This window comes from Flavobacterium sp. DG2-3 (assembly GCF_030730925.1).
GTDB lineage: Bacteria > Bacteroidota > Bacteroidia > Flavobacteriales > Flavobacteriaceae > Flavobacterium.
On sequence record NZ_JAVAMB010000003.1, the window covers coordinates 285,932 to 297,915 of the forward strand.

General features: G+C 33.2%; 13 protein-coding genes. 8 read left to right on the top strand and 5 right to left on the bottom strand.

Annotated elements, in window-relative coordinates; genetic code table 11:
- Window positions 1-184 precede the first annotated feature (184 nt).
- Window positions 185-1,501 (bottom strand): adenosylhomocysteinase, encoded by a 1,317-nt coding sequence (ahcY, locus tag Q9Q97_RS07230; RefSeq protein WP_306155889.1) that lies wholly within the window; start codon window positions 1,499-1,501, stop codon window positions 185-187.
- Between the two features lie 345 nt (window positions 1,502-1,846).
- Between ahcY and Q9Q97_RS07235 the strand changes: the two genes are divergently transcribed.
- Window positions 1,847-2,479 carry a 4'-phosphopantetheinyl transferase superfamily protein gene (locus Q9Q97_RS07235; protein ID WP_306155890.1) on the top strand — a complete coding sequence of 211 codons (633 nt, stop codon included), beginning with the start codon at window positions 1,847-1,849 and terminating at the stop codon, window positions 2,477-2,479.
- Window positions 2,480-2,565: 86 nt separating this feature from the next.
- On the opposite strand, the gene Q9Q97_RS07240 is transcribed toward Q9Q97_RS07235, so the two are convergent.
- The 3 genes from Q9Q97_RS07240 to Q9Q97_RS07250 form a co-directional block, all read right to left on the bottom strand.
- The gene (locus Q9Q97_RS07240) at window positions 2,566-2,964 is read right to left on the bottom strand and encodes a group III truncated hemoglobin (protein WP_306155891.1); all 399 of its coding nucleotides are present in this window, start codon (window positions 2,962-2,964) and stop codon (window positions 2,566-2,568) included.
- Window positions 2,961-3,248 carry a hypothetical protein gene (locus tag Q9Q97_RS07245; protein WP_306155892.1) on the bottom strand — a complete coding sequence of 96 codons (288 nt, stop codon included), beginning with the start codon at window positions 3,246-3,248 and terminating at the stop codon, window positions 2,961-2,963. Before Q9Q97_RS07245 ends, Q9Q97_RS07240 begins: the two co-directional genes overlap by 4 nt.
- An 81-nt stretch (window positions 3,249-3,329) precedes the next feature.
- Entirely contained in the window at window positions 3,330-3,926 is a 597-nt protein-coding gene (locus Q9Q97_RS07250; protein WP_306155893.1) for a Crp/Fnr family transcriptional regulator, read from the bottom strand.
- A 93-nt stretch (window positions 3,927-4,019) separates the two neighbouring features.
- Between Q9Q97_RS07250 and Q9Q97_RS07255 the strand changes: the two genes are divergently transcribed.
- From Q9Q97_RS07255 to Q9Q97_RS07275, 5 genes are all read left to right on the top strand, one after another.
- The gene (locus Q9Q97_RS07255; RefSeq protein ID WP_306155894.1) at window positions 4,020-4,748 is read left to right on the top strand and encodes a geranylgeranylglyceryl/heptaprenylglyceryl phosphate synthase; all 729 of its coding nucleotides are present in this window, start codon (window positions 4,020-4,022) and stop codon (window positions 4,746-4,748) included.
- Between the two features lie 20 nt (window positions 4,749-4,768).
- Window positions 4,769-5,392 (top strand): nicotinamide riboside transporter PnuC, encoded by a 624-nt coding sequence (pnuC, locus tag Q9Q97_RS07260; protein WP_306155895.1) that lies wholly within the window; start codon window positions 4,769-4,771, stop codon window positions 5,390-5,392.
- Window positions 5,353-7,467 carry a DUF4301 family protein gene (locus Q9Q97_RS07265; RefSeq protein WP_306155896.1) on the top strand — a complete coding sequence of 705 codons (2,115 nt, stop codon included), beginning with the start codon at window positions 5,353-5,355 and terminating at the stop codon, window positions 7,465-7,467. The genes pnuC and Q9Q97_RS07265 overlap by 40 nt, the downstream gene beginning before the upstream one ends.
- A gap of 1 nt (window position 7,468) precedes the next feature.
- Window positions 7,469-7,873: an alternative ribosome rescue aminoacyl-tRNA hydrolase ArfB gene (gene arfB, locus Q9Q97_RS07270; protein ID WP_306155897.1), complete on the top strand. Its 405-nt coding sequence runs from the start codon at window positions 7,469-7,471 to the stop codon at window positions 7,871-7,873.
- A gap of 335 nt (window positions 7,874-8,208) precedes the next feature.
- Complete coding sequence (locus Q9Q97_RS07275) at window positions 8,209-10,368, top strand: TonB-dependent receptor (RefSeq protein ID WP_306155898.1); 2,160 nt, start codon at window positions 8,209-8,211, stop codon at window positions 10,366-10,368.
- Between the two features lie 50 nt (window positions 10,369-10,418).
- Here the strand turns inward: Q9Q97_RS07275 and Q9Q97_RS07280 are convergent, their stop codons facing one another.
- Window positions 10,419-10,835: a hypothetical protein gene (locus Q9Q97_RS07280; protein WP_306155899.1), complete on the bottom strand. Its 417-nt coding sequence runs from the start codon at window positions 10,833-10,835 to the stop codon at window positions 10,419-10,421.
- Between the two features lie 157 nt (window positions 10,836-10,992).
- On the opposite strand from Q9Q97_RS07280, the gene greA reads away from it, so the two are divergent.
- Both greA and Q9Q97_RS07290 read left to right on the top strand, forming a co-directional pair.
- On the top strand, window positions 10,993-11,469 hold the full coding sequence (greA, locus tag Q9Q97_RS07285; protein ID WP_111288069.1) for a transcription elongation factor GreA: 477 nt from the start codon (window positions 10,993-10,995) through the stop codon (window positions 11,467-11,469).
- Window positions 11,470-11,522: 53 nt separating this feature from the next.
- The gene (locus tag Q9Q97_RS07290; RefSeq protein WP_306155900.1) at window positions 11,523-11,912 is read left to right on the top strand and encodes an HIT family protein; all 390 of its coding nucleotides are present in this window, start codon (window positions 11,523-11,525) and stop codon (window positions 11,910-11,912) included.
- The last annotated feature ends 72 nt before the right edge of the window (window positions 11,913-11,984 follow it).

The window sequence follows — 11,984 nt, forward strand, 5'->3', positions numbered from 1 at the left end:
AATTAGAAACTTATTTTTGGTAATTAAAAGTAAGGAGATATTTATAAACGTGCAATTTTTTGAAAGAAATCTTTATTAGATGTAATTCATATAGAAAACAAAACCCGACAAGTTTTTTAAAACTTGTCGGGTTTAAGATATATTTCTAAAAATCAGAAATCAGAAATCTTAAATCTAAAATAGATTAATATCTGTAGTATTCTGGTTTAAATGGACCTTGAACTTCAACACCAATATAAGCAGCTTGATCTTCACGTAAAGTTTCCAATTCAACTCCTAATTTAGCTAAGTGTAAAGCAGCAACTTTTTCATCTAAATGTTTTGGTAACATATAAACTTCGTTTTTGTAAGCTGCAGCGTTGTTCCATAATTCGATTTGAGCCAAAGTCTGGTTTGTAAATGAGTTACTCATTACAAAACTTGGGTGACCTGTAGCGCAACCTAAGTTTACTAAACGACCTTCTGCTAAGATAATGATATCTTTTCCAGCGATAGTATATTTGTCAACCTGAGGTTTGATTTCGATTTTAGAAGCACCGTGGTTTTTGTTTAACCAAGCCATGTCGATTTCGTTATCGAAGTGTCCGATGTTACAAACAACAGTTTTGTCTTTCATTTTTTCGAAGTGACTTCCCACAACGATATCTTTATTTCCTGTAGTTGTAATGATGATATCAGCATTAGCAATTACAGTATCTAATTTTTTAACTTCGTAACCGTCCATTGCAGCTTGTAAAGCACAAATTGGGTCGATTTCAGTAACTGTTACGATAGAACCGGCACCTCTAAAAGAAGCTGCAGTTCCTTTTCCTACGTCACCGTATCCGCAAACAATAACTCTTTTTCCAGCCAACATTAAGTCAGTTGCACGACGAATAGCGTCTACTGCAGACTCTTTACATCCGTATTTGTTATCAAATTTAGATTTAGTAACAGAATCGTTAATGTTGATTGCAGGCATTGGAAGAGTTCCCGCTTTTACTCTTTCGTAAAGTCTGTGAACACCAGTTGTAGTTTCTTCAGAAAGACCTTTAATTCCAGGAACCAATTCTGGGAAACGATCGATAACCATGTTTGTTAAATCTCCACCGTCATCCAAAATCATGTTCAATGGTTTTCTGTCTTCACCAAAGAATAAAGTTTGCTCAATACACCAGTCAAATTCTTCTTCGTTTAAACCTTTCCAAGCGTAAACTGAAATTCCTGCAGCAGCAATTGCAGCAGCAGCTTGATCCTGAGTAGAGAAAATGTTACAAGAAGACCAAGTAACCTCAGCACCAAGAGCGATTAAAGTTTCGATTAAAACAGCAGTCTGAATAGTCATGTGAAGACATCCAGCGATACGAGCACCTTTAAGAGGCTGCTCATCTTTATATTCAGCACGAAGCGCCATTAAACCTGGCATTTCAGCCTCAGCCAATTCAATTTCTTTTCTTCCCCAAGCCGCTAGAGAAATATCTTTTACTTTGAAAGCCACATAAGGCGTAGTTGTAGTACTCATTTATATTATATTTGTATAATTGTAAATTTTTTGCAAATTTAAGGAATAGCTTTTGAATTTTACTATTTTCTGTAAGATTTGTGAAATCTTTAATTTCTTAATCTCTAGAATGTTAGTTTAAGAATCGTTTTGAACCATATAAGTGATATAAGTTCATTTAAAAAAGATTCTGGACTGTGCGTTTTAAACCATATAAGTTATATAAGTTCATTTAAAAAAAGATTCTTAACTATGCAGATTTATTAAGAATGCTTAAATTTACTTAACACATATTTTTAAACCCAAAGTAATATTTCCTTACATAACTTATATGGTTTAAAAGCAAAACAACAAACAATTTCAAAAATGCCTCTATTTCAAACCATACAATTTAACGAAAACACTAAAATTTTAATTTGGAAGATTACCGAATCTTTTGATGAATTGTACAGTCAGGTTACTTTAAAAGAAAAGACGCAGCGAAGACTGGACGGAATGAAATCTGAACTTCACCAACGTGCTTTTTTAAGTGTACGTATGCTGATTCAGGAAATGGGTTTTACCGATAAAGATTTACATTATGATGAGTTTGGAAAACCATATTTTGACTGTCATAATTATATTTCAATTACGCATTCATACAATTATGCAGCAATAATAATAAGTGAAGAAACCGTTGGAATTGATATGGAATTGCAGCGCGAAAAAATCATCAGAATTGCGGATAAATTTACTGATTATGAATGTAATTATCTGGAACCGGATTTTACAGAAGAATACATTAAAAAACTAACCGTAATCTGGGGAGCGAAAGAAGCGATTTTTAAAATTAGAAATGAAAAAGGAATCAGTTTTAAAGACCATATTTGCGTTGAAGATTTTTCTTTAAACGAAAAACAGACTTCGGCGAGTCTGTATTTTGATGATCTAATTAAAGATTTTGATGTTCACTATCTCGAAATCGAGAATTTCACTTTGGTATATGCTTTTGAGAAATAACCACAAAGCCTGGTCATAGCGAGGAACGAAGCAATCCCTTTTGCTGAATCAATATAGTGTCATTGCTTCGTTCCTCGCAATGACACCTAAACCTCACTTTCTTTCTGACGATGCTTAAACATACTCATATACAAAAAAGTACTCATTTTTCTAGCACGTCTTTTTAGAGTATCGGCATTTTCGCCTTCAAAATATTCATCGATGGTCTGAAACCAATGATTTAGCCAGATTCCGAATTCATTTGCTGTGATTTTTTCGTCAAAATGCGCATCGACTTCATTATGAACGGCATGCGGATTTCCTTTGTATTTGCGAACACCGAACAGATTGGTTTCCCAAAAATCTGTCAGTTTTTCGAGATGCGCTTCCCAATCAGAAATCATTTCATTAAAATAAAAGCCGATTTCTTGATCGGCTCTTATTTTATCGTAGAAATGGTTGACGAGAAAATTTACGTCAGCTCTATTTTCTATTTGTTTTTTCACAGAAATAATGTGTTTATAAGAATAAATGCCACACTTAAAATTGAACTTAGAATTAAAAGATTAAAAACCACTTTATGTTTCATTTGTGCCAAAATTGAAGTGTTTACAAATATACAAGCTAAAACAATAATAGCCAGCTGAATCATTTGTGTAATAGAAGTTCCGTTTGCTAAAACGTACATTGCAGCAGCGCCTCCTAAACAGCTTTGCCCAATAACTGCCATTGCAGCAGAACCCATATAATTTCTATTGAAAATGTCGAATGTTGTTTGATATAGTGTCATGATATTCAGATTTTTATATGACAAAGATACGCTCGCATTCGATGTTCATTTTATGATTAAAATCATAAAACGGGAACTTTTTTATCTGTATACTTTTCGATTAATAATCTTTAATTCGCCTTTTTTTTCTAAAGCTTTAATGGCTCTAATAACAGTTTCTACACGCAAACCGGTTAAATCACCAATTTGTTGCCTAGTAAAATTAATGAGATAGCCATTTTCATCTTTCTGAAAATTGAAATAAGCAATTCCGTGATCGATTAATTTTAAAACACGATGCTCGGGTTCGTGTGTCGAAATTTCTGCCGCCATTACCGATTTGTAGTACAATCTTTGAGCAAGATTTTCGATTATTTTAATGCTCATTTTTGGGTTTTCTTCTAAAAGTTTCATGAAATTTTCTTTTGGAAGAATAAAAATCTCCGAATCTTCTACCGCAATCGCATTTGCAGGATATTTTTGGTTTAGAAATAAAGGAGGTTCTCCAAAAGATTGTCCGTTATAGAATATTCCTTGGATAAATTCACGTCCGTCATCATTATAATTACTCATTTTGACTTCGCCAGAAATGATCTGATAATAGTGTAATGGCAGATTTCCTTCTTCGAAAATTATATCGTTTCGATCGAAAGATTTTCTGGTTGCGCCATATTTTTCTAATAAATCAACTGTAATCATAATGTATCATTTACGTTATCAAAAACGTTAGACAAATATAATTCATTCAAAATAGTTCTTCGACATTAAAAAACTTTTACTTTTACACCCGCAATGCAAGAACAAATACTCACTATTAGACAACAGATTGTAGAGGCTAAAAGTAATGGTCAGAAACTATTGGCTGTACTTTTAGATCCTGACAAAATTGTACTGGAAAATGTAGCTCATTTAATTGAGAAAATTAATCAGTCTCCTGCTACTCATATTTTTGTGGGCGGAAGTATTGTTCAAAACAATATTCTGGAAGAGTTGATTTCGGATTTAAAACAGAAAACCAACCTGCCTGTACTATTATTTCCTGGAGATCCTTCACAGATTTCACCAAAAGCAGATGGTATTTTATTTTTATCATTATTGTCAGGCCGAAATCCAGATTATTTGATAGAATATCAGGTTCAAGCAGCGCCGATTCTGAAAAAAACAAATCTTGAAGTAATTTCTACAGGATATATTTTAATTGAAAGTGGCAATGAAACGGCCGTTGCGCGTGTTAGCAAAACAAAACCTTTAAGTCGAGAAAATCTTGATTTGGTTCTGGCAACAGCTCAGGCGGGAGAAATGTTAGGCAATCAATTGATTTATTTAGAAGCAGGAAGCGGTGCCAAACAGCCAGTGCCAACGGAAATGATCGAGCTGATTTCTCAAAATATAGAAATTCCTGTTATTGTTGGTGGAGGAATCGTAGATTTGCACGGAATTCAAAAAGCGTATAATGCTGGGGCAGATTTGGTTGTTATTGGAACAGCTTTTGAAAACAACAGTCATTTTTTTGAAAAATAAACGCCAAATACCACATTTTCATGATAGACTTTTTTTTAGACAGTTATAAAAATGCCCCACTATGGCATATAGCTTTAGAGTTTTTAGTTTTCGTATGTGGAATTTTAAGCGTTTGGTTTGCGAAAAAAGAAAACATTTGGGTATATCCAACAGGATTAATTGCTACTGTCATATCAGTTTATCTGCTTTATGTAGCGGGTTATATAGGTGATATGATTATTAATGCTTATTTTTCTATAATGAGTATTTACGGCTGGTATGTTTGGGCAAAAGGAGGAACGGTAGAAGATAACTTGCCAATTACCCGTACAAATTTTAATGAAAAAATAATCGGAATCTTACTGTTTATTGTTACGGTTTTTGTAGTTTTCGGCATTTATAAATATTTTGATTACGAAATTCATCCTGACAATTATGTAGATATGATTTCGTCAGGAATATTTTTTGCTGGGATGTGGTATATGGCCAGAAAAAAAATAGAAAACTGGACACTTTGGATTATTGGTGATATTATTGTTGTACCTCTTTATGCTTATCGCGGCTTAGGGATGCTGTCACTTCAGTATATAATTTTTACAATTTTGGCTATTTCAGCTTATTTAGAATGGAGAAAGATCTTAGACAGCAAAAAACAACTATCATAAAAATTGCTTTGTTTGGACCTGAAAGTACAGGGAAAACAACCTTAGCAAAACAGCTTGCAGAGTATTACGAAACCGAATGGGTTCCTGAGTTTGCACGCGACTACTTACAAGAAAAATGGGAAGAAAATAAGCATATTTGTGTAGCTGATGATATGATGCCAATTGCTTACGGGCAGACTGCATTAGAAAACGAAAAATTAGCTACCGCAAATAAATACTTGTTTTGTGATACCAACTTAATGGTTACCAAGGTGTTTTCTGAAATGTATTACGGTTTTTGTGATCCACTTTTAAATGAAGCGGCGTTGAAACACGAATACGATTTGTTTTTCTTGACAGATATTGATGTTCCTTGGGAAAAAGACGATATTCGAGATACTCCTGAAGGCAGAGAAACAGTATTTTCGGTCTTTAAACAAACTTTAATTGATACTAAAAAACCTTTTATAACATTATCGGGAGATAAGGAATGTAGATTGGCAAAGGCAACTTCGATTATTAATAATCTGACCATAGCTAAGGAAAAAGGTTTTTCGTCAAATGATTTCGTAGAAATTTATAATCATGGAACCGATTTTGAAAATGTTTTCAAGCAATTGGAAATTTTTAAAAACGGAATTCCAAAAAGTAATTTGATAAGTCCGGCTACAGTCAATAATGGAATTTTGAGTCTTTCTGAAGCTGAATTCCAAGAAAAAGCTTCTTTTTATGATATTCATAAATCAGAATTTAAACTAAAAAAGTTTGTGCCTGCTTCTGGTGCTGCAAGTAGAATGTTTAAATTTTTGACTGCTTTTCTAAATGATTTTGATATCAATAAAGAAACTATCAATGCTTATATCAATAGAACGAAAGATCGTGAACTTCCTATTTTTATAGTGGCTATGGAGAAGTTTCCGTTTTTTAAAGAAGTCGATAAAAAACTGAGAGAAATTTATCCTGATTTTGAATCTTTAGAAAGAGATTACAAAAACTATTATTTCATAAAAACAGTATTATCTCCAGACTATTTTGATTTTGCAAACAAACCAAAAGCAGTTTTGCCTTTTCATGAATATAAAACTCATATTGCAATTCCCATAGAAGAACATTTAAACGAATGTGTGCATTATGCCACTTCTGGAGAAGTATCAAATCTGCATTTTACTGTTTCTGAAGCGCATCAAAGTCTGTTTGAAGAGTCGGTTTTGAAACTAAAAGATGATATTGAAGCATTGTCTCAAACGAAGATTAATGTTTCTTATTCTTATCAAAGTAAAAAAACAGATTCTGTAAATGTTGACTTAAAAAATAAACTCGTAAGAGATAAAAACGATAAATTAGTTTTTAGACCTGGTGGGCATGGAGCTTTGATTGATAATTTAAACCAGCTTGATTCTGATATTATTTTTGTTAAGAATATTGATAATGTAATTCAGAATCATATTGATGAGATTACCTTATACAAGAAGGCTTTGGCGGGAATTTTAATAACGATTCAGCAAAAAGTTTTTGGCTATTTACAAGCAATAGAAAAAAAGGAAATTCAGAAAGAAGAAATTACCGAAATTACGAGCTTTCTAAAAGAAAAACTAAATACAGATTTATCTAGCGACTTCAATAAATTTACTTTAGAAAATCAAATTGAAAAAATCAAAGAGCTTCTAGATAGACCAATTCGTGTTTGTGGAATGGTTAAAAACGAAGGTGAACCAGGTGGCGGGCCGTTTTGGGTTATGAATGATAAGGGAGTGACTTCTCTTCAAATTGTAGAAACTTCGCAAGTTGATTTGTCAAATAAAAAACAACAGGAAATCTTAGCTGAAGCAACACATTTTAATCCCGTAGATTTGGTTTGCGGTATTAAAAATTATAAAAACGAAAAGTTCGATTTATTACAATTTGTAGATCAGAACGCAGGTTTTATTGTGGAGAAAAGCGTTGACGGGAAAACAGTGAGAAGTTATGAACTGCCAGGATTATGGAATGGTTCAATGGCCAATTGGCTAACTATTTTTGTAGCGGTTCCGCTGATTACTTTTAATCCGGTAAAAACAGTAAATGATTTATTGAAAGCGGCACATCAGCCACAATAATATGGACGCAGAAAAAATCATATCAGAATTAAGCTTTAAGGCTGTACGCAGCAGTGGATCGGGCGGGCAAAACGTGAATAAAGTTTCGTCAAAAGTAGTTTTGAATTTTGATTTGAATGCTTCTCAAGCTTTATCTGATGAAGAAAAATTGCTTTTACAAGAAAACATATCAGCAAGATTAACTTCAGAAAATATTCTGATTTTAAATTGTGACGAAGACCGAAGCCAGCTTAAAAACAAAGAAATTGTAACGAAACGATTTCTCGAAATCATCAAAAAAGGACTTTATGTCCCGAAAGTTAGAAAGGCTACAAAAGTTCCGAAAGCGGTAATTAAAAAGAGAATTAAAGATAAAAAGAATGTGTCTGATCTGAAACAATCTCGAAAGAAGCCAAATATAGATTAAATTCAAAGAAGAAATTCCAATTTTTTAAATTCCAAATTCCAAAAACTCACCTAAATGGTTTTCTATTGGAATTTGGAATTTATTTTTTGGAGATTTTGCCTATAAACGTTTTTGGAATTTGGGATTTGATTTTTGGAATTTTTAACATTACATTTGCACTGTCTCAAAGGGGTGCTCTAAATAACGAGCTGAGATCATACCCAAAGAACCTGAGCGAGTAATGTTGCTAAGGGAAAAAACGACACTATTGAGCGTGCACACTTTATTTTGTCGTGAAACACATTTATTAATTTAACAAAAGAATAATTCCCCCTTTTATTCGTAATTTTTTACGAATGAAAAATTTATTTAAAGGTACTAAGGTGCTAAGTTGCAAAGGTTCTAAGGTTCATAAATTTAGAGCCAAATCTATTTTCTATTCTCTATTCTCTATTTTCTTTACTCTATTCTCTTTTGCGCAACAGCAAGATTCTACCAAAGTCAATCAGCTTGACGATGTTCTGGTTTCTGCAGTTCGTGTTACCTCAAAAACTCCAGTGAGTTTTAGTAATATGGATAAAAAAGAAATTAAATACAGAAATTTAGGTCAGGACATTCCTGTTCTGATGAATTACCTTCCTTCAGTTGTAACAACTTCTGATGCAGGAAATGGTTTTGGATATACCGGAATTCGTGTCCGCGGAAGCGATGCAACACGTGTAAACGTAACCATAAACGGAATTCCGTACAACGATGCTGAAAGCCAAGGTACATTTTGGGTAAACATGCCCGATTTTGCTTCTTCTGTAGAAAGTCTTCAGTTACAGCGCGGAGTTGGGACATCAACAAATGGTGCAGGTGCTTTCGGAGCGAGTTTAAACATGCTTACAGACAGTTATGCTAGCAAAGCAACAGGTGAAATTTCAAGTTCAGCTGGATCATTCAACAGTTTAAAAAATACTGTAAAATTTAGCACAGGATTATTAAATGATCATTTTGAAATTGCGGGGCGTTTGTCTGCTATGAAATCTGATGGTTATGTAGATCGTGCAAGCTCAGATTTAAAATCGTATTTTCTTCAAGGAACTTATGTGGGTAAAACCACTTTGATTAAAGCTTTGGTTTTTGGAGGCGCTCAGACAACCTACCAATCTTGGAACGGAATTGATGGAGAAACCCTAAATAAGAATCGTACGTTTAATTCGGCAGGTATGTATACTGATGAAGCAGGAAATGTTCGTTTTTATGATAATGAAACCGATAATTACAATCAAGATCATTACCAGTTGCATTGGAGCGAATCTATTTCTGATAAATGGAGTACAAACTTTGCTTTGCATTATACAAAAGGAAAAGGTTATTTCGAAAATTATAAAGAAGATGCCGATATGGCCGATTATAATTTGGATCCGGTCGGAGCTGTAACCACAACAGATTTAATTCGCCAAAAATGGTTGGATAATGATTTTTACGGAACTACTTTTTCTGCCAAATATAAAACAGAGAAATTAGACGTTATTTTAGGCGGTGGCTGGAACAAATATGAAGGAGATCATTTCGGAAAAGTAATCTGGGCTAGATATGCTTCTCAATCTGAAAAGGATGATCATTATTATGATGATTACTCTGCAAAAACAGATGGCAATATTTTCGCGAAAGCGAATTATCAGTTTACAGAAAAGTTGAGTTTTTATGGAGATTTGCAATATAGAAGAGTTACTTACAAAGCCAATAGCATAGAAACCGGTTTGGTTGATGATGATTTTAATTTCTTCAACCCAAAAGCAGGTTTAAACTATGCTTTTACTCAAAATAGCACTTTGTATTTTTCTTATGCAAGAGCCAATCGCGAACCAAACAGAACCGATTATGAAGGTGGAAATGTAAAACCAGAAAAACTAAATGATTTTGAATTAGGGTGGAGATTTAATACAGAGAAATTTCAATTGAATTCAAACCTATATTATATGGGATACAAAGATCAGTTGATTTTAACGGGAAGATTAGACGATGTTGGTGCGCCAATTCGTGCTAATACCGAAAAAAGCTATCGTTTAGGTTTTGAGTTTGATGCAACAATTGCACTTTCAGAGAAATTTACTTTAAGACCAAACTTTACTTTAAGCAGCAACAAAAATGTTGATTTGGCTGTTGATGGCGAATATTACGGAACAACAAAAATCGCCTATTCTCCAGAAGTTATTGCAGGAAACATTATAGTCTATAAACCTATTTCAGGATTATATCTTTCGTTATTACAAAAATATGTTGGCGAACAATACATGAATAATATCGAATTGCCAGCAGCAAAACTGGCAGATTATTTTGTAAACGATTTTAATGCTTCTTACGAAATAAAGCCAAACAAGATTTTCAAATCGATTACGATTACTGCTTTAGTAAATAATATTTTCGATAAAAAATATGTTTCAAATGGCGCAATGTGGGATGTTTATCCATACTACTATCCGCAAGCGGGAACAAACTTCTTAATTGGTTTGAGTTTGAAATTTTAATAAATCAAGACACAAAAAAAGCCTGAAAATTATTTTCAGGCTTTTTTGTTTTAATTGTAGACATGAATTACAGTTCCAGACGATTCTACACGATATTGTTTCATCGGATATTCTTTTCCGCCCAATCCTGTAAATAAGTTATATTGAGTTTTATCGCAAGAGCATACAGCGTAAATTCCGTCGATTGTCATTGCAGTGCAAGAAGTCAAAGGTTGGTTTGGACACGCAGCATCAAAAGCAGTGTAAGTTCCTTCGCCAGTTTTCATTACAATAATTCCTTTCGCACCATAATTAGCAACATAAACTGGATTACTCGGATACAACAGTTTGTTGTACGTTGGCAAATTAGTATCGAGATAAGCGTTTATAGAATAATTAGGAATATTAGGATTGTTGTTGCTTCTGTTGTTGTCACTGCAAGAAAATAAAATAGCAGTAAATGCGATAAAGAACCAGATTTTTTTCATTATTTGAATAAGAATTAGTTAAAACAAAAATAATTTATTTAGATTTGAAATCTATATGATTAACATATAATTATGTACTATTAAAAATTATAGTATATTTGTGGTAAGAAAATCCCGTCGCGATGGGATTTTTTGTATTTATATAAACGATGAAGTTATGAGTAAAGTATCTTATTATACAGCAGAAGGATTAAAAAAATTAAAAGATGAATTGGAGCATTTAAAAAGTGTAATGCGTCCAAAAGCATCTCAAGATATTGCAGATGCAAGAGATAAAGGAGATTTGTCTGAAAATGCAGAATATGATGCAGCAAAAGAAGCACAGGGTTTATTAGAAATGAGAATTTCTAAACTAGAAGAAGTATATGCAAATGCAAGATTAATTGACGAATCTCAATTAGACGTTTCTAAAGTTTTGGTTTTATCGAATGTGAAAATCAAAAACCAAAGCAACGGGATGGAGATGAAATATACGCTGGTTGCAGAAAGTGAAGCAGATCTTAAAACAGGAAAAATTTCTGTAACGTCTCCTATCGGGAAAGGCTTACTAGGAAAATCTGTTGGAGAAGTAGCTGAAATTACAGTTCCGAACGGAGTTTTGAAATTTGAAATCCTTGAAATTTCTAGAGACTAAAGCCATTACGAGGAACGAAGCAATCTCACTATTATATTTTAAACAAATAAACTATGAGCTCAATATTCACCAAAATAGTAAACGGAGAAATTCCATGTTACAAAATTGCTGAAGACGATAATTTCTTAGCGTTTTTAGATGTAAATCCAAATGCTAAGGGACACACGCTTTGTATTCCAAAACAAGAAATTGATAAGATTTTTGATATGGACGAAGAGCTGTATTTAGGCTTAATGAAGTTTTCTAAAAAAGTTGCAGCGGCCTTAGAGAAAACAGTTCCATGCAAAAGAGTCGGAATTGCGGTTGTTGGACTTGAAGTGCCTCACGCACACGTACACTTGATTCCGTTAAACGAAATGGATGAAATGCGTTTCATTAATAAAGTTTCGCTTTCTAAAGAAGAATTCGAAGCTTTAGCAAAAGATATTCAATCGAATTTATAAAGAAATAAATTTTGTCAGGCTGAGCGGAGTCGAAGCCAGATTAAGCTTAATCTAACCCTTTTATTATAAAAG